Origin of the sequence: Microbacterium sp. VKM Ac-2923, assembly GCF_022815605.1 — a bacterium.
In the GTDB taxonomy this organism is placed as follows: Bacteria; Actinomycetota; Actinomycetes; order Actinomycetales; family Microbacteriaceae; genus Microbacterium.
On record NZ_JALGRP010000007.1, the window covers coordinates 170,273 to 190,333 of the forward strand.

General features: G+C 67.9%; 19 protein-coding genes. 12 read left to right on the top strand and 7 right to left on the bottom strand.

The window, feature by feature from the left end:
• The first annotated feature begins 338 nt into the window (after nt 1-338).
• Nucleotides 339-2,447 carry a DUF262 domain-containing protein gene (locus MT347_RS12860; protein WP_243501582.1) on the top strand — a complete coding sequence of 703 codons (2,109 nt, stop codon included), beginning with the start codon at nt 339-341 and terminating at the stop codon, nt 2,445-2,447.
• Between the two features lie 138 nt (nt 2,448-2,585).
• Here MT347_RS12860 and MT347_RS12865 read toward each other — a convergent pair whose 3' ends face one another.
• Entirely contained in the window at nt 2,586-3,056 is a 471-nt protein-coding gene (locus tag MT347_RS12865; RefSeq protein WP_243501583.1) for a DUF6416 domain-containing protein, read from the bottom strand.
• 195 nt (nt 3,057-3,251) lie between these two features.
• Between MT347_RS12865 and MT347_RS12870 the strand changes: the two genes are divergently transcribed.
• The 4 genes from MT347_RS12870 to MT347_RS12885 all read left to right on the top strand — a co-directional run bounded on the left by MT347_RS12870 (nt 3,252) and on the right by MT347_RS12885 (nt 6,546).
• Nucleotides 3,252-3,425 (top strand): hypothetical protein, encoded by a 174-nt coding sequence (locus MT347_RS12870; RefSeq protein WP_243501584.1) that lies wholly within the window; start codon nt 3,252-3,254, stop codon nt 3,423-3,425.
• Between the two features lie 288 nt (nt 3,426-3,713).
• Nucleotides 3,714-5,063 (top strand): hypothetical protein, encoded by a 1,350-nt coding sequence (locus MT347_RS12875; protein WP_243501585.1) that lies wholly within the window; start codon nt 3,714-3,716, stop codon nt 5,061-5,063.
• Nucleotides 5,060-5,617 (top strand): dihydrofolate reductase family protein, encoded by a 558-nt coding sequence (locus MT347_RS12880; RefSeq protein WP_243501586.1) that lies wholly within the window; start codon nt 5,060-5,062, stop codon nt 5,615-5,617. The genes MT347_RS12875 and MT347_RS12880 overlap by 4 nt, the downstream gene beginning before the upstream one ends.
• 314 nt (nt 5,618-5,931) lie before the next feature.
• Nucleotides 5,932-6,546: a hypothetical protein gene (locus tag MT347_RS12885; protein WP_243501587.1), complete on the top strand. Its 615-nt coding sequence runs from the start codon at nt 5,932-5,934 to the stop codon at nt 6,544-6,546.
• A gap of 370 nt (nt 6,547-6,916) precedes the next feature.
• Here the strand turns inward: MT347_RS12885 and MT347_RS12890 are convergent, their stop codons facing one another.
• The 4 genes from MT347_RS12890 to MT347_RS12905 form a co-directional block, all read right to left on the bottom strand.
• Complete coding sequence (locus tag MT347_RS12890) at nt 6,917-8,242, bottom strand: type II toxin-antitoxin system HipA family toxin (RefSeq protein ID WP_243501588.1); 1,326 nt, start codon at nt 8,240-8,242, stop codon at nt 6,917-6,919.
• Nucleotides 8,239-8,523 carry a helix-turn-helix domain-containing protein gene (locus MT347_RS12895; protein ID WP_243501589.1) on the bottom strand — a complete coding sequence of 95 codons (285 nt, stop codon included), beginning with the start codon at nt 8,521-8,523 and terminating at the stop codon, nt 8,239-8,241. Before MT347_RS12895 ends, MT347_RS12890 begins: the two co-directional genes overlap by 4 nt.
• Nucleotides 8,524-8,832: 309 nt before the next feature.
• Nucleotides 8,833-10,020, bottom strand: coding sequence for an MFS transporter (locus tag MT347_RS12900; protein WP_243501590.1), 1,188 nt, complete (start codon nt 10,018-10,020; stop codon nt 8,833-8,835).
• Entirely contained in the window at nt 10,017-10,856 is an 840-nt protein-coding gene (locus MT347_RS12905; RefSeq protein WP_055952498.1) for a MurR/RpiR family transcriptional regulator, read from the bottom strand. Before MT347_RS12905 ends, MT347_RS12900 begins: the two co-directional genes overlap by 4 nt.
• A gap of 139 nt (nt 10,857-10,995) precedes the next feature.
• Between MT347_RS12905 and MT347_RS12910 the strand changes: the two genes are divergently transcribed.
• The 4 genes from MT347_RS12910 (at nt 10,996) to MT347_RS12925 (ending at nt 14,876) form a co-directional block, all read left to right on the top strand.
• Complete coding sequence (locus tag MT347_RS12910; RefSeq protein WP_243501591.1) at nt 10,996-11,637, top strand: tripartite tricarboxylate transporter TctB family protein; 642 nt, start codon at nt 10,996-10,998, stop codon at nt 11,635-11,637.
• A gap of 1 nt (nt 11,638) precedes the next feature.
• Nucleotides 11,639-13,156, top strand: a complete 1,518-nt coding sequence (locus MT347_RS12915; protein ID WP_243501592.1) for a tripartite tricarboxylate transporter permease — start codon at nt 11,639-11,641, stop codon at nt 13,154-13,156.
• An 80-nt stretch (nt 13,157-13,236) separates the two neighbouring features.
• A complete protein-coding gene (locus MT347_RS12920) occupies nt 13,237-14,253 on the top strand; it encodes a tripartite tricarboxylate transporter substrate binding protein (protein WP_243501593.1) in 1,017 nt (338 codons plus the stop codon).
• Nucleotides 14,250-14,876, top strand: a complete 627-nt coding sequence (locus tag MT347_RS12925; RefSeq protein WP_243501594.1) for a methyltransferase — start codon at nt 14,250-14,252, stop codon at nt 14,874-14,876. Before MT347_RS12920 ends, MT347_RS12925 begins: the two co-directional genes overlap by 4 nt.
• Before the next feature lie 84 nt (nt 14,877-14,960).
• On the opposite strand, the gene MT347_RS12930 is transcribed toward MT347_RS12925, so the two are convergent.
• Nucleotides 14,961-16,037: an alkene reductase gene (locus tag MT347_RS12930; protein ID WP_243501595.1), complete on the bottom strand. Its 1,077-nt coding sequence runs from the start codon at nt 16,035-16,037 to the stop codon at nt 14,961-14,963.
• A 290-nt stretch (nt 16,038-16,327) separates the two neighbouring features.
• On the opposite strand from MT347_RS12930, the gene MT347_RS12935 reads away from it, so the two are divergent.
• Entirely contained in the window at nt 16,328-17,002 is a 675-nt protein-coding gene (locus tag MT347_RS12935) for an FAD-binding oxidoreductase (RefSeq protein ID WP_243501596.1), read from the top strand.
• 21 nt (nt 17,003-17,023) lie between these two features.
• The gene (locus MT347_RS18425) at nt 17,024-17,716 is read left to right on the top strand and encodes a BBE domain-containing protein (protein WP_243501597.1); all 693 of its coding nucleotides are present in this window, start codon (nt 17,024-17,026) and stop codon (nt 17,714-17,716) included.
• Between the two features lie 167 nt (nt 17,717-17,883).
• On the opposite strand, the gene MT347_RS12945 is transcribed toward MT347_RS18425, so the two are convergent.
• A complete protein-coding gene (locus tag MT347_RS12945) occupies nt 17,884-18,540 on the bottom strand; it encodes a response regulator transcription factor (RefSeq protein WP_243501598.1) in 657 nt (218 codons plus the stop codon).
• 260 nt (nt 18,541-18,800) lie between these two features.
• On the opposite strand from MT347_RS12945, the gene MT347_RS12950 reads away from it, so the two are divergent.
• Entirely contained in the window at nt 18,801-19,955 is a 1,155-nt protein-coding gene (locus MT347_RS12950) for a sensor histidine kinase (protein WP_243501599.1), read from the top strand.
• Nucleotides 19,956-20,061 lie beyond the last annotated feature (106 nt).

A 20,061-nucleotide genomic window follows, 5' to 3' on the forward strand; every position in this document is an offset into this window, starting at 1 on the left:
CGGGTGGTCGGGGGCTTCGGAGTGATCCAGCTGTCCGCTCTTCTGCCTGGTGGGTTGTTGAACCCGACGGGCCGTACGCCGAGAACTTCTCGCTGTTCGAGCGCAAGGCATCTCATGGGCTGAGATGTTGGAGTTGTCAGCGGGCGCTTAATCACCTCGACGAGGCAGGGGCCCATCATTCGCTAGGGTCTGCTCTGCTTGTAGCGAGCGCGCGGGATGGTCGTATGTGCCTTGCGCCACGTGAGGCGCAGTCGTCTCGTGACACCGACCAAGGCTCCGTCTGTTTCGCAAACTTCCTAAGTTCGCGAACCTGGCGACTCGTGCGCAAGTATCGGCACGTGGAGACCTTCAAACGGACGCCGTTGCAGCTGTTCAACCTTCCGCAGCACTTCTTCATCCCGCTCTTCCAACGTCCTTACGTGTGGCGCGAGGAGGAGCAGTGGGCTCCGCTGTGGAGCGACATTCGCCGGATCGCCGAACGCCGCATCGACGATCCGCGGTCGACGGCTACTCACTTCCTCGGGGCCGTGGTGCTGCAGAGCCACCAAGCGCGCGTCGGTCGTCTTGCCACGTGGAACGTCATCGATGGGCAACAGCGGCTCACCACGCTGCAGCTTCTGGCTGACGCAACTTCGGCGATCTTGGCCGACGCAGGCGACCTGCGGCTTGCCGCTCAGCTCGAGCGGCTCACTCATAACGACGACATCTTCGTTGAAGAGGGCGGCAGCCGCCTCAAGGTGCGTCACCTAAACAAGGACAGAGCCGCGTTCGACGAGGTGATGACGGCGGAACCGCCGGTCGACCACCGCAGCCTCGTCCACCACGAATCGCAGATCGTTCTCGCGCACGCATATTTCTCGCGCGTGGTCGAACAGTGGCTCGGGGCTGCGGACTCCGACGACTTCTCCGCCAAGGCTAAGGAACTCGCGACGGTGCTCGTTGATGGTCTGCAATTGGTTTCGATCGAGCTCGAGGCATCCGAGAACTCGCAGGAGATCTTCGAGACCCTCAACGCCCGCGGCACCCCTTTGACCGCCGCAGACCTCGTGCGCAACTTCGTCTTCCAGCTGTTGGGCGAGCAGGGCGACGACATGGCGAAGGCCTACGACGAGGACTGGCCATTCGAGACGAAGTTCTGGTCCAAGGAGGTGAGCGTTGGTCGCAACCTGCTGAGTCGCAGCTCCGTGTTCCTGAATCAGTGGCTCGTCGCACGTACCGGCGAGGACGTCAGCCCGCAGTCGACCTTCACCCGCTTCAAGTCGTATGTGGAGTTGGAGAGCTCAGCGTCGATGGCCGAACTCTTGCGAGCCATCAAGGCGCAGGCCGCGCAGTACGAGTCTTGGACCGAAGCCGCCGGCCGGCCAGGTGGAAGCCTGACCCGCACGGAGATGGCGGTTTACCGTATGCAGGCGGCAGGCGTAGAGGTTTTGAAGCCCTTGCTCATCTGGTTGCACGAACCGAGCCGTGGGCTGTTGGAGAAGACGATCGACGCGATACTCAACGCCGCAGAGAGCTGGATGGTCCGCCGGCAACTCCTGCGCCTGACTGGAAGCGATCTTGGGCGAATAGTCACCGACGTCATAGCCGCCAACTCCGAGGCATCCGAGACCGAGCTCGTTGATCGCGTCGTGAGCCAGCTCGCGAGACTCAATGTCACGAGCACCTACTGGCCAGGCGACGAGGAGATCCGCCAGACGCTCGCCACAGAGTCCGCGTACACGCGCTTCCAGCGCGGACGGCTTCGGATGATCCTTGAGGCGGCGGAGGACGAGTATCGCCGAGCGACGGGTCAGCCGCAGATTGAGCGGCTGGGATATCCGATCGAACATCTCTTGCCCCGGGCGTGGGCGGAGACCTGGCCAATCGCAGGCCGGGACGAGGCTGAAGAGCGTCAGGCTCACGTGCACCGGTTAGGCAACCTCACGCTGTTGACTCGATCCCTCAATTCGAAGGTGTCGAATAGTGCTTGGCCGGCCAAGCGGTCAGCTCTGCAGGATCACAACACCATCACGCTCACCGGCCGGGTCATCAAGCGGACTGAGACCGAGCCCTGGGACGAAGAGCTCATCGATGAGCGGACAAACGATCTCATCGAGACTCTTCTGCGGGTCTGGCCGGTTCCCGAGGGGCATCACGGAAAGGTGGTAGACCCGCAGACGAAAGCCGGCGACTGGGTCGAGCTGAAGCACTTGATCGAGGGTGGAATGCTCGCCGCGGACGAGAGCATCGTCGCGACGCATCGCGACTTCAAGGGGCGCGAGGCGACGGTCACTGCTGACGGCGCGATCCTGCTCGACGGTAAGCGCTACACATCGCCGTCCGCAGCGGGATTCGCCCTGCGTCGGAAGGCCACAAACGGGTGGTACTTCTGGGCCGTGCGGGACGGGCGTCGGCTTCGGGATGTACGGGCGGAGTTCCAGAACTCGATGCCGGCGGACATCGGCTAATTGTGATAGGACCGCGTAGGCGCGGGCTGACGATATTGGAGGCGGGCGCATCGAAGGAATTGCCCCTGGATTCAACGCCGAGCGATGCATGTCCACTTGAGATGAATGTGGGCCTCGGCCGAGTCGCTATGCCACGAACTACCGAGGGCGAGCGGCTTTGAGCAGCTTGGCTACCTCAGGTGTCATCGAGTAGCGGACGCCGTCCCAGCCCCAGACGTAGTGCCAAGTGTCACGCCCGTTAGGTGTGCGATACATCGGTAAGCCGGCCCGACGAATCGACTTTCCCACACCGCCGAGAATGCCCGCGACGCCCGACTTACCGTGAGGGTGTTGCGTAAGAGATGCGAGTTCATCGGGGCTGAGATGGACGGTCTGCTTGCGAGCGCCGTCGATTAGGTGTCTCAACACGAAGTAACCCATCGGCGACAGTTCGCTCATGAGTCGGGATGCCAGCGCAGGCGCGTCATCGGTTTCAATCCAGGTCGGAACGGTGCCCGAGGGCAAGATCAGGGGCGCAGCGACGTCGGGTGCTTCGACGATGAACTCGGCGAAACGGACGTAGAACTCCTCGACTCTGCTCGCGCGGACGTGGACGGTGATTGGGATCATGGGATGCTCCAGCTAGCTTCTGAGGTATCTTGCGCCACAGCTTGGCACGGGTGGGTGGTAAGCGCAAGGTAGCTCACAAGACAGCTCGATCGACAGTTGGCCGGCGGGGTTGTCATTGGAGGTCTCGACCGGGACGACTGGCGGCTGTTCTCCGCTGACCGGGTGCGCCCTCGCGTGCCGCACGGTGCGCCCTTCGTGCCGAGAGTGGTGCCGGGCGGCGACGTCGACGCGTTCGTCTCGGCGCGGTTCAGGGGACCGGCCACGAACGAGTGGCCCTGTCGGGGGACGGTGCTCCTGCACGCCCCTGCCCGCGACGTGCTGCCCTCCGCGGGCGACGGCACCGTCACCGCTGTCGACGATGAGCTGTGAACTCTCGAGGTCGGGTCGTGGTCGTGGGGCGCGCTCGCCGCGTCGTTCGGGCGGTTCGAGGTAGCGATGGAGGTGGTGGGGCCGGCGGAGTTGACAGCGGCGTTCGCGGTGCAGGCGGGGCGGTTTGCGCGGGCAGGAAGCTGAGGCTGCGGCGAATCCGTCGCACCGAGTTGCACACACAATGCCGCGCGGAGATGGCTATGAGATGCTCGCATTTACCTAGAACGAGCAAGGGGAGCTGCCAGTGGAGATCTCGGTGTCAATGAAACACGACACGGCGTACGCCCGATGAGCGGCGTCGAGGCAGATGACGAAGAATTCGGCGAGATCGAGGTCGTCGGCGACGGCGAGGGTCTCGTGTTCGTGGGTGATCCCGAGCAGGTCGCGAAGTTCGTGGCGTCAGTTGGTTTGCCGTCAACGTCATTCGATGTGAGCAAACTGGCTCCGGCAGCCTCGGTGGGAGGTGCCGTCCTAAACGCCGCCTCGAGTGTGTCCGCCAATGCGGGCCGTTGGATGAAGCTTACGGAGGAGTCGGCTCGCGCTGCTCAAGTGCTGCCCCTCGTGAAGAACTCGACCACGCACTTCGTGCACGCGACCACCCGCGGTCCCAGTGGCCAGTTCGCAAAGAACCTGCAATTCGTCGCAAAGCCGGGCGCGTTCCTCACCAACCCCGCGATTCTCTCCGGGGTAGGCGGGCTCATGGCGCAGTACGCCATGCAGCAGACGATGGACGAGATCACCGACTACCTGGCCAAAATCGACGCGAAGGTCGACGATGTCCTCCGTGCTCAGAAGGATGCAATCCTCTCCGAGATGATTGGCGTGGAGATGCTCATCGACGAGGCCCTCGTGGTCCGAGACACGGTCGGACACGTCTCGGCGGTCACGTGGTCAAAAATCCAGGGGGAGGCGTCCACGATCGCGCGAACGCAGGCCTACGCTCTGCGGCAGCTTGACGCTGTCGCAGAGAAGGTCGAACGAACGGCGAAAATCGGCGAGCTGGCCGATCTTACGAAGGACGCGCAGTCTTCCGTGAACGAGTGGCTGAGTGTGATCGCGAGGTGTTTCCAACTGCAGGAAGCCCTCGGCGTGCTCGAACTCGATCGGGTCCTTACCGCCAGCCCAGCGGAGATCGACGACCACCGTTTGGCTCTTCAAACTGCGCGGAACCGTCGACGCGAGGTCATCTTCCGCGCTACCCATTCGTTGCTGTCCAGGATGGATGCCGGCGCGGAGCGCGCAAACACCAAGGTTCTTCTGAACCCTTTCTCGGCGGGAGCGGTCGTCCGCGCGCGAAACGAGATCGCCGAAGGTGTCAGCGAATTCCACATCCGTCTCGGTCTCGTCGAAGATGCGAGTTCGGTCGAGGCCCGCAGCTGGGTCGCTGCCGCGGTAGACGTCCGCGATGACGTCTTCGAAGCGGGTGCGGACGGTGCGCAGGCTGTCAGCCGCTTCAGTGAGGACGTTCTCGAGAACGCGCGGTCGACGGCGGGCAGATTTGCAGAGAAGCTTGCAAGGCGGCTGCAGAGGGAGGATGACGCCCCCTCAGGTCGTGGAGAGCGCCCTCCAGCGGCGCAGCCCGAAATCGCCGCGCCCGCTTATCCAGACGTAAGTGACGCAACGGACAAAGCTCCATGACCCAGCCCCTCCGCTACGCCATCAACGTCACCCTTGACGGCTGCTGCTCGCACGAAGCGGGCCTGCCGCCGGATGCCGAGTCCATGGCGTTCTGGACCGACGAGCTGCGCCGCTCCGACACGCTCCTCTATGGGCGGGCCACCTACGAGCTGATGGAGGGCGCGTGGCGTCGACCGTTGTCGGGGGAGTGGCCGGACTGGATGGATGCCAGCGAGGTCGCGTTCTCGGAGGTTATGGACCCGATGCGGAAGGTCGTGGCATCCGGAACCCTCGACGCGGTCGACTGGAACGCCGAACTGATCAGCGGCGATGTAGTCGAGGCTGTCCGGGCCGTGAAAGAGCGGCCCGGGCGGGGGATCGCGCTGGGGGGCGTCGCGCTGCCGGCGATGCTCGCGGGGCACGGGCTCATCGATGAGTACACGTTCGTCGTGCATCCCGTGATCGCCGGGCGGGGACCGCGACTGCTCGACAGCGTGGACCTGAAGCTCGAGCTGATCGAGCGGCGGGAGTTCCGCTCGGGTGCCGTCGCGCAGCGCTACCGGCCCGTCGCATAGCCCGGGGCCCCGCGCGAGCTAACTGCGCGAGGCGCTGGCATCCGGATCTCAGTCCTGGAGGAACGGGCGATCCGTGTCGCTGCGTGGCCCGGTACCGCGTGTCCCCGGACGAAGTGTCGGATGCCGGGGATGAACGGTCGGGCGCGACCGCGGCGGCGACGCGAGGATCGGAACATGACCACGACCGCACCTGTTCCGCTCGCTCCGACGGCCTCGATGAGGCACGACGGGCTCATCGTCGTGGTGCTGCTGAGCTTTTAGTGGTTTACGTCATCAACGTGCAGCAGTAGGTCTTGGTCATACAGAATCCAGCTATGAAGAAGAAGCGAGAGGCCGCGGAGGCGGACGCGACTCCCATGAAGTCGGCGGAGTTCGGTGTCGTAATAGCTGGGCTGAGCAACGCGATGATCTCGAACTGGATCGTCGCTGGCGTCGTGTTCGCGATGGCCGCAGCGATAGGCATCGTCGGCTTCTTCCAGCTGCCCGTGCTCACGGACCACAGCGTTGCGGAGCTGAAAGAAAATGAGGGGAACATCGTTCTGGGAGTCTTCGTCATCCTCCGCGCCACCGCGTTTGCTGGAGCCCTGGTGGCACTGTTTTGGGGGATGTTGAATCTGGCTCGCGCGGCACTCGATCAAGCGACGCGCTATCAGAAGCGGTTGATGGCAGCGCATTTCATGCACTACGTCTTCGATGAGTATTCCGAACGGATCGGGCAGGACGGATTCACGCTGCAGGAGGTCATCAACGCGATCGATGCGTGGAGCAGCAACGTCGAATCCGCGTACACGAAAGTACGGTTCGGGAAGGGCGGCGCCGAGAACTGGAACGTCACCACCCCCGATGGCAGCCGCATCGCCTTTGGGCGCGAAGCCGTCAGGCACGTCCAACCCGCGTCGACTCCAGACAAGGCAACCGCCGCTCCATGAGCCATCATGTGGTCGTGGCGGCGGACCTTGGTTGACGGTGACTCACCCGATCCGCCATGACATCAACGCTACCTTCGACAGCTGCGTTCACCACGAAGCCGGGCTGTCGCCGGACGCCGAGTCCGTGACGTCCTGGGCCGACAAGGTCCGACGCTCCGACGCCCTGCTCTACGGGCGCGTCACCTACAAGATGATGCGGGACGCGTGGCGCCGGCCCGAGTCAGGGGCGTGGCCCGACTGGATGGATGCCGGTGACCTCCCGTTCGCCGGGTCATCGACGCGACGTCGAAGCGCGGCGGCGCCCAGGCCGAGGACGACCTTGTCGGATCGGGGAATATCGGCCGGCATCCTGAAGTCGGCGGTGGAGTGGTCACGACCGCCGGTCCAGCTCCCGCCGCAGATGCTGTGTGCGCTCGCGGGCTCGATCGATCAGAGACTCAGCAAACTGTCGTTCCTCCCCGTTCAGGGAGGCCTCCTCGGCGGCAAGGCTCAGCGCCTCCGGCAACCCATCGACGTACGTCCGTGCGCGCGAGTACACCCAGTCCGCAGTGGCTTCTTGCCCCAAGATGCCGTTGAAGACACTCGCCTCGCGCACGATATGCCGAGGCTCGATCTCGAAGGTGCGATAACGGCCGTCGAATGACATCGCGAGCTTTGCTCTGCGATTGTTGATCTCGGGATACGCCAGTGCCGAGCCGAGGTCATAGAGAGGCGCAAGGCGAGGCCATCCTGTTCGAACCGCCGGCCAAAGCAACGCGTAGTTCTTCGCGTGAGCATCGGTTCCCAGCGCAACCCAGTTGAAGATCGTCGCGTCGAAGAACCCCAGGGCGTGCATGGGGCCCGCGGGACCGAATCTGTCGATGATGAGCCGTGAGATCGCGGCGATGCCTGGGCCGCCCTCGTTCTGATACTTCGCAGTCGGGGGCGTGCCCGTTGCCTGCGCAAAGTCCTCCTGGTGCGCGCGGGCGATTGACGTTCCCTTAGCTTGCTCAGCGCGGCGATGCCGGTCGAACCGCTCGACCACGATCGCGCTCTCGTCGTCGAAGTTCACCAGTCGGCTGCGTGCGACATCCATGTTCAGGTGATGCGCAGCGCGCATGGTCAGGTGCTCATTCAGATCGCCCCTGCGGAGCCCTGCCACGCCAGGCTTGACGATGTGCGTCGACGCGGCGCTCCCGGTCGCGAACCCCCAGGCGTCGGGGCCACGGACGAGGGTGAACTTGGACTGTGCTCCGGCGAGCGAGAAGTAGCCCCCCTCGTACCCCGTCGCCACCCACGCGGCAGGGTCGGCTCGCAGTTCGCGCAGATGTGACGCGATGATCGCGTCATCGACCCACTCGATTTCGCCCGGTCCGTCGAGGACCGAATCGTCCCACTCAGCCGAGTCGATGAGCTGCACGGCGCCCGCCGCATCCCGTCCGACGTTGGCAAGCAACCCCATCGGGTTTCGCGGGGAGACTCCGAACGTCCGACCCCACCGCGCCAGCACGTCGTCGTTGTCTGGCAGAAGGTTCCAGAGGAAGTTGCCGGGCGCGGTGCCCTCGTGTCGGCGTCGGCTCTTCGGCAACGACAGCGACAGTTCGAGGCGGCCGGCATCACGCTGCCAGGCGGGATCGAATTCCAGCGAGACGTCGCCACCGTCGCGCTGGGTGAACCAGCCGACGCGGCGCCCGTCCAGATACGCGGTGAGCCTCACGGCTGCGCCCTCGGCTTGTCCCATGGGTCGACGACATCCATGAATATCGGATCCGAGTCGGTCTCGTCCTCCGCCGTGTCGACCTCGGCATAAAGATCAAGTGCATTGAGCACCGCCATCAGGCTGTCCACGCTCGCGCTTCCGGTGTGACCGGACTCGAACCGGACCACCCACTGGCGGGCACGCCCGATCCGCCGCGCCAGCTCCGCCTGGGTGAGTCCCAGGTCGGAGCGGCGGTCGCGGACGATGTTCCCCCAGTCGTGCGAGACGTTCACGAGCACCAGTAGCCCTCCCTTGCTCACGCCATGTACGAGATCTCAGTCACATCCTTTGATGTACGAGAACTCTGACATGCGGCGACGTGTACGTCAACGCGTACACCGACAAATCCGGGCATGCCGTGGAGCGACAACTCGGCCCAGCTCGCCGCACCTCGCGACCTCCATTCTCCGTCTGTGCATATCGATCACGCAGGGGCGACCAGTAGCCGCGCCTGTTCGATGGCATCCGGGATCATGTACGGCTCGAGCTCATCGAGCGCCGGGAGTTCAACATGCGGCGCTACCGAGCAGTCTCGTAGCGCCAGCCCGCTATTCCAAACCCTCCCCATCGCGATCACTCGTACGCGACGTCGCGACGATCGCCACCCCCACGGCGAGCACGGCCGCATTAGACCAGAAGATCGCCACGAGTCCGAGAGGACCGGCGACGAGGCCCACGCTCACCGGGATCAGCACCTGCAGCACGCGGTTGGCGGTCAGGCGCAGGCCGAGGGCGGCGCCGTGCACCGCGGGCGGGGTGATCGCGGTGGTCCAGGCCATCGTGAGGGGTTGGGGGAGGCCGAGGGCGATGCCGAGAGCGATCATCACGGGGATCGCGCCCCACTGGTTCGCGAAGGGCAGGGCGACGAGGCTCGCGACGCCCAGGAGCATCGCCACGACGAGCAGGGTGCGGCGGCCGAATCGCGCGACGATGCGGGCGAGGCCGAGGCGGCTCACCACCGAGACGATGGCGCGCAGGGCGAGCAGCAGGCCGACGGTGACCGGGGCGATGCCCTTCTCGACCGCCCACAGCGGCACGAAGGTGTAGAGCAGGTCGACCGTCACGAGCACGGCTCCGCTGACGGCGAGGGCCCGCCACAGCTCGGGCGCTTTCATCACCGCTGAGAGCGGAACGCGCGGGGCCTTCGCGGCGGTAGTTCGGCGGTGCGTATCGCCGCGGCGCAGGAAGAGGATCAGCGGTAGAGCGAGCACCGTGAAGGCGAGGCAGACGGCGAAGCCCGCGGTCGTGTCGGGCTCATCGCGCGCGGCGAGGGTCGCGGCGATGGTCACGGCCGGGGGACCGATCAGCTGACCGATGGATGCCGCGGCGCTGAGGGTGCCGAAGCCGCTGTCCATCGAGCCCCCACGGCTCGCGTGCGCGACGAAGGTCTGCTGGCCGATCATCACGAAGAGGTGGCCCAAGCCGATCGTCAGGGTCGCGGCGAACAGCAGAAGGACGGTCGACGGCAGGGCGAGCACGACGACCGCGCCGGCCGAGGCGATGAGAAGGCCGGCGAAGGCGACGGTGCTGCCGCCGACCCGGTCGCAGATGCGGCCCGCGGGAAGCGCCGCGACGATCGTCGGAACGGCGAAGGATGCCGCGAGCGCGGCGAGCAGCAGCGGATCCCCGCCCAGCTCGAGCGCCCGGTAGCCGACCATCAGCCGGACACCGACCCACGAGGCCTGCGACAGCGCCGCCTGGGTGCTGAGCGCAGCCCGCCAGGCGGGGCCGGTCACGGCCGGAGGGGGATCTCGTCGGTGCCGCCGAGCATGCGGGTGAGTCCGTCGATGTCTTCGCGCACGGCGTGATACCGCTCGGAGTCGAGGTGGTAGACCGCGAGCTGGAGCGCGTAGCAGATGGCCATCGGCACGAAGAGGGTGCGGTACTCGCTGTCGGCACTGCGGAGGGCCGCGATCAGGTGGTCGGGCGCAGGCCGGAACTGCGCGCCCGGCACGTCGGTGATGAGCAGGCTGCGTCCGCGTCGGCGCTGCGCCTCGGCGATGAGGGCGGGAAGCATCCGCGGGGTCTCGCGCAACGCGAAGCCGATCAGGATGCTGGTGGAGTCGAACGGCACGAAGCGCTCGGCGAGGTCCTTCGCCTGGGGCGAGAGGGTGACCACGACCATCCCCAACCGGCGGAAGCGGCGGGCGAGCAATTCCTGCAGCGATCGGGCGTCGCCGTTCGCGAAGATGTAGACGACCCCGGCGCCGGCGATGTCGCGGGCGGCGGCGTCGATCGCGGACTGGGGGACGAACTCCGACAGCCGCTCGAGACCGGCCCGCTCGTCGGCGACGAAGGATGCCAGGTCGGCCCCGGACTCCTGCCGCATCGGCGCCCCGGAGAGCGCGGGGTTCACCTCGTCGGCGCGGAGGTCGCGGCGCAGGTCGGGGTATCCGCGATAGCCCAGCTTCTGCGCGAGACGCACCACGGTCGACTCGTGCGTACCGGCCTGGGCTGCCACGTCGGCCGCCGTCGTCGACGACGTCGCGGCGCTCAACAGCACCGTCATGACCTTCTGCTCCGTGGTGCTCAGGGCGGCGGTGTTACGAGTCGCGACGGCGCGGAAGCTCATGTTCTCTCCTTCGAGGCACGACGCCGATCGAGCGGGTCGGTTGTTGACAAGTCTGGACCATCCTGCAATCCTGTGCAAGTGCGCAAGTTGCGACAACGGTCTTGCACACACACCTAGCACGAAACCCGCAGAGAGGCGGATGACGATGGCGTCTGATGTGGTGCAAACCTCGTCCCCGACGAGGGCACGGCAGTACCTGGAGTGGTCTGTCGTGGCGATCGGTGCCGTCGCCGGTATCGCGGTCATGGTGTCGGGCTTCGGCTACGGCTTGACCAACGTGACCGGGGTGGGCGCCGGGTTCTTCCCGGTCGTCGCGGGAGCCACGATCGCCCTCGGCGCGGTGCTCTGGGCGCTGCAGCTGCTCGGTGCGGCTGCGGCGCAGCGGCGCGAGGCGAACCGGTCGGAACACGACGCACGGACGCCCTTCGAGGGCAACCGCGTCGACCCGCCCACCGACACCGCGATCGGCGTGCTCGTCGTCGATGGCATCGATGAGGAAGACGACGACATCGCCCTCCCCGACCGTCGTGGCATCCTGCGCGTCGCCATCGTGGCGGGATCGCTCGTGCTCGCCGCGATCCTTTTGCCGGTGCTCGGGTACCTCCTCACCATGACGCTGCTGCTCTTCAGCGTGATGACCCTCGTGAGCGCTCGCCGCTGGTGGGTCGCCCTTCTCATCGCGGTCGGCGTCGCCGTCATCAGCCGGTTCGTCTTCGCCGACCTGCTCGGCACCGCCCTCCCGCACTCGAGCATCACCGTGCTCCGGATGATCGGCCTCTGACATGGAATTCGGCGCTCTCTTCCAAGGACTCCTCACCGTCCTGACTCCCGAGAACCTGCTCTTCGCCCTCCTCGGCTGCGTGCTCGGCATGCTCGTCGGCGTGCTGCCCGGCTTCGGGCCCGCAGCAGCCGTCTCGCTGCTCATCCCGGTCACCTTCGGGCTCTCGCCCACGACCGCGATCATCATGCTCGCCGCCATCCTCTACGGAGCGGCCTTCGGCGGCACGATCACCGCCGTCCTGCTGCGGATCCCCGGTGAGGCGTCGTCGGTGGCGACGACCCTCGACGGATACGAGCTCGCCAAGCGCGGGCGCGGCGGCCCGGCGCTCGTCATCGCGGCGGTGGGGTCGTTCATCGGCGGGCTGGTCGGCGTCGTCGGGTTCGTGCTCGTCGCCCCCTTCGCGCGGATCGCGCTGGAGTTCGGCGCCCCCGAGCTGTTCCTCGTGTCGTTCCTCGGACTGCTGCTCATCACGAGCTTCGCGGGCAGCAACCCCGCCAAGGCGCTCATCAGCGCCGGCGTCGGCCTCGCGATCGCGACGGTCGGCCTCGACCCGGGCGTCGGCATCGTGCGCTTCGGATTCGACATGCCGCAGCTCTTCGACGGCATCGGCCTCGTCGCGATCGTCATGGGCGCGTTCGGCCTCAGCGAGATCCTCGCCCAGGCCCAACGCGGCCCCGCAGGCATCGCCAAGCCCCTCTCGATCGGACGGCTCTACCCCACCCGCGACGACTTCCGCCGCTCGTGGAAACCCTTCTTCCGCGGCTCGATCATCGGCTTCTTCATGGGCCTGCTCCCCGGCTCGCCCGGAGCCGCGACCTCGCTGGCCTCGTACGCCGCCGAGAAGCGCTTCTCGAAGAAGCACCGCGCGGAGTTCGGCCGGGGCGCGATGGAGGGCGTCGCCGGACCCGAATCCGCCAACAACGCCCTCGCAGTGTCGTCGATGATCCCGCTGTTCACCCTTGGCATCCCGACGTCGGCGACGGTCGCCATCATGGCGGGTGCGTTCACCGTCAACGGGCTCATCCCGGGACCGCTGCTGTTCCGCGACAACCCCGAGGTCGCCTGGGCCATCATCGCCAGCTTCCTCGTGGGCAACGTCATCCTGTTGATCCTCAACGTGCCCCTCGTGCGCGTCTGGATCGCCGTACTCCGCCTGCCGTTCGCCTACCTGATGGCCGCGATCCTCGCGTTCATGTTCCTCGGCACCTACTCGATCAACGGCAGCACCTTCGAGATCTTCGTCATGGTCGCCGCGGGCGTGATCGGCTACGTCTTCCACCTGCTGCGCGTGCCGCTGACGCCGCTCGTGCTCGCGATCATCCTCGGCCCGATGCTCGAGGAGAACTTCCAGCGCTCGCTCGCCCTGTCGCGCGGTGACTGGGGAGTGTTCACGAGCAGCCCGATCGCCACCGGCCTCCTCGTGGTCTGCGCCCTCGCCGTCGCGCTCGGAGCGAGCCGCCCCGCGCTCGCCGCCTTCGTGCGGTCGCGGTCCCGTTCCCGTGCACGTGTCGACGCCTAGCCCCGTCCCCGCACCCTCGTCATCCCGACACATTCAGCATCCCCGCACATTCGTCATCCCCACCAGAAGGAGAAAACAGCATGCGAATCCGCTCCCTGACCCTCGGCGCCGTTGCAGCCCTGGCTGCCGTGGCCCTCGTCGGATGCTCATCCGCCACCGGATCGACCTCGAGCGGCGACGGCGCCGACGAGGCCTGGCCCGCCGCCGGAACCGACATCGAATGGATCGTCCCCTCGGCCGCCGGTGCCGGCAACGACATCCTGGCCCGCATCGTCGCGCCGGCTATGCAGGAATCCCTCGACGCCAACATCCAGGTCGTGAACCTCGAGGGCGGCAGCCAGGTCGTCGGCCTCAGCAAGCTCGCCACCTCGGCACCCGACGGCACGACGTTCGGCTACACGAACATCCCGTCCATCCTCGGTCGCTACCTCGACCCCTCCAAGAACGCCACCTTCGATCGCGAGAGTTTCTTGCCGGTCGGTTCGTTCGCCACGAACTCGGTCGTGATCGGCGTGGCCGCGAACAGCCCGTACAAGACCATCGACGACCTGTTCGCCGCCGTCGAAGACGACCCCGGCACCATCACGGCGGGCACCGACTCGCGCGCCGGCGACGACCACGTCAACCTGCGGATCCTCGAGAACGAACTCGACCTGGAGTTCAACATCGTCCACTACAACAGCGGTGCCGACAAGGTGGCCGCTGTCATGTCGGGCGAGGTGAACTTCGCCCTCGGCGGGGTGTCGAGCTTCTACGGCCCGTACAAGTCCGGCGACATCCGCCTGTTGGCGATCGTCGAGGACGAGCAGAGCGAACTCATGCCCGACGTGCCCACGCTGTCCGGCGAGGGCTTCGAGGTGGCGCCGATGAACAGCCGCTTCACCCTGTCTGTGCCGGCGGAGACGCCCGAGAACATCCGCTCCTCGCTGGAGGCCGCCCTCGAGGTCGCCGCGGCAGACCCCGCGGTCATCGAGAAGCTCACCAACGCCGCCACCGTCGCATCCTGGATGCCGGGAGCCGAGGTCGCGAAGCTCTGGGAAGAGCGCGAAGCCACGATCTCGCCCATCATCGACGAACTGCTGCAGGTGTCGCCGTGACCTCGGCCGTGGCGACAGCCGTCATCGAGCGCGCTCCCCTCAGCGCCTCCGAGCGCGAGCGCCTCGCGCCCTTGGCCGCCTCGGCGGTCGTCGACTCGATGCAGCGCCTTGGGTCTCCGGATGCCGGCATCTCACCGACGTGGGCGGGTGCGCGCCTGGTGGGACCGGCGCTGACCGTGCTCACGGCGGCGGGCGACAACCAGATCGTCCACGCGGCGCTCGACGTCGTGCAGCCGGGCGAGGTCATCGTGCTCAACGGCTTCGGCGACACGACGAGGGCGCTGATCGGTGACCTCATCGCCGAGCGGGCGCTGAGCCTCGGGGTGGCCGGCTTCGTCGTCGACGGCTGCGTGCGCGACGTCGACGCCATCCGCGAGCTCGGGCTCCCCGTCTTCGCCCGCGGGGTGACCCCCGCCGGTCCGTACAAGAACGGCCCCGGAGTGATCGGCGGCGCGGTCGCGATCGGGGGAGTGGCCGTGCTCACCGGCGACGTCGTGGTCGCCGACGCCGACGGCGTCGTGTTCATCCCGCGCGCACAGCTCGACACGATCGTCGACCTCGCCGAGCAGAAGCTCGAGAGCGAAGCCCGGAAGCGGGCGAGCATCCGGGCGTCGGTGATCTGACCCCACCGAGCCAGCGTCACCGGACACGAGGAAGGGCCTCGCGCGAACGGCATCCACCGTCCGTGCGAGGCCCTTCAACGTCAGTCAGCCCTGGAGGAACGGGTAGTCCGTGTAGCCGCGCTCATCGCCGCCGTAGACGGTGGGCTGGTCGACCTGATTCTCGTCGGCGCCCTTCTGCCAGCGGGTCACGAGGTCGGGGTTCGCGATCGCGGGGCGACCGACGGCGACCAGGTCGGCGATGCCCTCGTCGACAGCCGACACGGCCTCGTCGCGCGTGGTGATGCTCGAGAAGCCGGTGTTGACGATGACCGTGCCGCCGAACGCGCGGCGGAGGTCCTGGATGAACTCGCCGGCGGGGTCGGCGTGCAGCACGCTCAGGTAGGCGAGGCCCAGCGGGGCGAGGCCGCCGATGAGCGCTTCATAGGTGGCGCGGGTCTCAGCCTCGTCCTTTTCCCAGACGTCCTGGATGTTGTGGGCGGGCGAGATCCGGATGCCGACGCGTCCGGCGCCGATCTCGGCGACGACGGCTTCGGCGACCTCGATGACGAAGCGGGCGCGGGCCTCGGGCGATCCGCCGTAGCCGTCGGTGCGCTGGTTGGAGGCGGGGGAGAGGAACTCGTGGAGGAGGTATCCGTTGGCGCCGTGCAGCTCGACGCCGTCGAAGCCGGCATCCACTGCCCGTCGCGCGGCGGCGACGAACTCGTCGCGGACGGTGGCGAGCTCGGCGGTCTCGAGCGCGTGGGGGGTGGCGTAGGCGACCTTGGTGCCGTCGGCCAGGCGGGTTTCGCCCTCGATGGCGATTGCTGAGGGGGCGACGATGCGATCGGTGCCGGTGATGTCGGGGTGCGTGACGCGTCCGCCGTTCATGAGCTGCATGAAGACGGTGCCGCCCTCGGCGTGCACGGCGTCGGCGACCTTGGCCCAGCCGGCGGCCTGTGCGTCGGTGACGATGCCGGGCTGGCCCGGGTACGCACGCGATTCGGCGCTCGGGAACACGCCCTCGGTCACCAGCAGGCCGATGCCCGCGCGCTGCGCGTAGTACTTCGCGACGATGGGTCCGGGGACGCCGTTGACGTCGGCGCGGAGGCGGGTCATCGGGGCGAGCGACACGCGGTTGCGAACGTCGACGTCGCCGACGGTGGTGGGGCTGAACAGGCTCACGGGGGTCCTTTCGTGGGGAACGGGGGCCACGGCATGGCAACGAGGGGTGGCGGCTGCCTATTCCAACGGGGCGAGCCGACACGGCATGGAGGCTTGACGGTGGGGGAGCGCTGACCTCGCGGACGGGATCGGCGCCCGGATCCGCTGCGCGCAGAGGGGCGGATGCCATCGTGGCGGCGAGATGGGCAAGGTCGCCCCGGCAGGCCCGAAACTGCCTCTGGTCAGGAACGATGTCGGCGAGGAAGATGGTCGGCGTCGCAGCGTCGCCCACCCGAAAGAACGGTCTTCCGATGGCATCCCTCTTCGAAACGTCCCTCGACGATCGCGCCATGGCCTTGCGCGAAGCGCTCGGTTCGCGTGTCGTCTTCGCCCACGAGCCCGAGTACGACGTCGTGCGCGCGCCGTGGAATCCCACCGCTGACCAGCGTCCGTTCGCCGTCGCCACCCCGGAGTCGGCCGACGACGTCGTCGCGATCGTGCGCGCGGCGACGACAGCGGGTCTGCGCATCGCGGCGCAGTCCACCGGGCACGCGGCTCCGGGGCTCTGCGAGACCGACCTCGCTGACGTGGTGCTGGTGCGGCTCGGTGCGCTGCGCGGGGTCACCGTGCACCCCGAGACCCGCACCGCGACCGTGCTCGGCGGGTCGCACTGGAACGACGTCCTGGATGCCACCGCGCCTCACGGCCTCACCGCCCTGCACGGCAGCGCGGGCGACGTCTCGGTCGTCGGGTATTCGCTCAACGGCGGCGTCTCGTTCTACGCGCGGGCACACGGGCTCGGGATCAACGCCGTGAGGTCGGCGCAGGTCGTCACCGCCGACGGCACGCTCGTGCGCGCGAGCGCCGACGAGAACACCGACCTGTTCTGGGCCGTCCGCGGAGGGTCGGGGTCGTTCGGCATTGTGGTCTCGCTCGAGATCAATCTGCTGCCCTACGCCGACGTGTTCGCCGGGATGCTGCTGTGAAACGCCACGCGCACGGAGGCGGTGAGCCGCGCGTGGGCCGAGTGGACGGCATCCGCTCCCGAATCCGTCACCTCGACCCTGCGCGTACTGCACCTGCCGCCCCTGCCCGAACTGCCGCCCTTCCTTTCGGGACGCTCCCTCGTCGTGGTCGACGGAGCCGTGCTCGAGACCGACGCGCGCGCCGACGAGCTGCTGCAGCCCCTCCGCGACCTCGCGCCCGAGATCGACACGTTCGGGCGGATCCCCTCGGCGGGACTCGTGCACGTGCACATGGATCCGCCGCAGCCGACCCCGGCGGTGACCCGTCACCGGATCCTCGAGACGCTGACCGACGAGGCCGTCGCGGCGTTCGTCGCGGCATCCGCGGACCCGGCGCTCTTCGTCTCGGAGCTGCGACACGTGGGCGGGGCCGCGTCCCGCCCGGTGCCGGCGGGTGGCGCGGTGTCGGCGATCGCGGGCGACTACATCGTGCACGGGATCGCGGTGCCACCCGTGCCTGAGGCGGTCCCGGTGGCGCGGGCCGCGGCTGACGCCTTCATCGAGTGCTTTGAGCCGTGGGCGAGCGAGGCGCTGGTGCTAACGTTCCTCGACGGCGGCTCGGACCGCGCGCCGGGCTTCGGGGCGTCGCTCGACCGGTTGCGCGCGCTGAAGGCGGAGTGGGACCCGCGGAACGTGTTCGCGGCGGCGAACCCGGTTGTGCCGGCGGGTGGCTGAGTGGGGGCGTGAGGCGGTCGCCTAGGGGTCATCGGGGGCGATATAGGCGGCGCGGTGGAACGCAGGGGGAGCGGATGCCGAGCCCGTCACCGAGCAGGGTCGGCGTCGGCGAGCGGGGCGCCGTTGACGACTGCGCGGCACGCCAGCACACCGTTCCCCGGATGCGGTCACTCGAACGAGACGAGGCCCGCTCGTGCCGCACGGATGAGCAACTGCACGCGATCCCGCACGTTCCACTTCGACATCAGGCTGCTCAGGTGCGCCTTGACGGTGCCCTCCGACACGTTCATCGCGCGGGCGATCTCGGCATTCGACTTGCCCGTCGCCAGCATCTCCAACGTCTCGCGCTCGCGGTCGGTCGGCTCCTCGTGCTCCGCGAGTCCGCGCACCTCGGGCTGCGGTGCGCCCTTGATCGACGCGATGAGCTTGCCCGTCACCTGGGGCGACAGCACCCCGTTCCCGGCGTGGATGCCGCGCACCGCCGCCACGATGTCGTCAGGGTCGGTGTCTTTGAGCAGGTAGCCCGACGCACCCGCGCGGAGCGCCGGCAGCACGGCATCCGTCGTCCCGAAGGTCGTCACGGCGATGACCCGGATCTGCGGCCACTGCGTGGTGATGCGCGCGATCGCCTCGACGCCGTTCATGGTGGGCATCTGCAGATCCATGACGACCACATCGGGCTGAAGAGCGCGTGTCTTCTCGACGGCATCCAGGCCGTTCTCGGCGTTGCCGACCACCGTCATCTCCTCGTTCTCGAGGAAGATCGACAACGCTCGACGCACCAGCATCTCGTCGTCGGCGATGAGGACACGGATCTTCGCCATGGCCCGAGCTTATCCACCGACCGAGGGACCCCACCTCGCCGAAAGTCGAAGGATGCCAGAGACGAACGGCTGATGGCAGCCCTTTCGCGGCACGAGAGGATCCCAGAAGATCGATACCGAACAGCACGAACCGGGGGGATGAGATGTCGGGAATCTGGAGCTACATGTGTCAGGTCATGGGGATCTGCTCCTGACGAGCGATTCGACCGATCGCGGGCGCGGGGTCGTTCCGGCCGCGCCCCGCGATCGATAATCGAGGCATGGCGGAACAGACCGTGCAGAGCGAGTGGTGGCGCGGTCTCGCCGCCACCTGGCGATCCGACCGGCTCTCACGCGTCGAGAGCATCGTGGTACTGGTGCTGGTCGCCCTCGGCACGGCCGGCGGCATCGTCGTCGCCCTCCTCGCACGCCCCGACGCCGTCGGTCCCGCCCTCTTCCAGGCGGCGCTGACGGCGTCCTTCGCGCTGTTCGTCTGGACGCCGGTCGGTGCGGTCGCGGTGCTCGTGGCATCCGTTCCCGTCTCCTACGCCTTCGCGAGCGAACGCGAGACCTTGCTGGTGCTCGCCATCGCCCTCGGCCTGGTCGTCCGCACCGGCGCTCGGGGCGTCATCGCCCTCTTCGCCGCCGCGTTCCTCGTCGCGAGCGCCGCGATCGTGATGGTCTCCGACCCCGGCGGGTTCAACCTGCCCGCGGCCCTGCTCGCCGCCGCCGTGTCGGGCGCGGTGGGGCTGGTCACCCGCATGGCGAGCGACCGCGGGCGACGACTCGAAGAGCGCCTCGCCGTGAGCGCACGCGCGCAACAGGATGCCGCGCGCACGGAGCGCCAGCGGATCGCCGACGAACTGCACGACGTCATCGCCCACGACCTCACCATCATCGCGATGCACGCGCAGGTGCTGGTGCGCACCGACGACGCCGGCACCCGGCAGCAGTCGCAGGCGGCGATCAGCGAATCCGCCGCGCGGGCCCTCTCGGATCTGCGCCGTGTCGTCGCCGAGAACTCCGGCCTGCTCGCCGACGACCCCTTCGGAGCGACCGGACTGGCGGATGCCATCGACGCGGCCGAGCACGAGCTCGTCGCCGCGAGACATCGCGTCGTCGTCGGCTGCGACGCGAACGACGTCGTGCTCCCCCGTGTCGTGGAGCGCACCATCGCCCGGGTGCTGCGCGAGTCGACGACCAACGTGCTCAAGCACGGGGGGAGGGGCGACGTGCGCATCGCGTTCCATGCCGACGACGACGCCGCGACCCTGACCCTCCGCAACGGCCTCGGCGGCGAACGGACGGCGGGGCTCCCCTCGGGCGGGTACGGCACCGTCCGCATGGCCGAACGCGCGCGGCGCCTCGACGGCACCTTCACCGCCGGTATGGACGGCGGCGACTGGCTCGTGACGCTGCGGATCCCGCTGCGCTGAGCCGGGTTCGCGGCTAGGCCGTGGGGACTGCGCGCGCTTCGCGCGGGGCGGCCCCCGCTCCCACCGGGCCGCGGGTTCGGCTGACGGCGGCCCATGTGGGCGGACG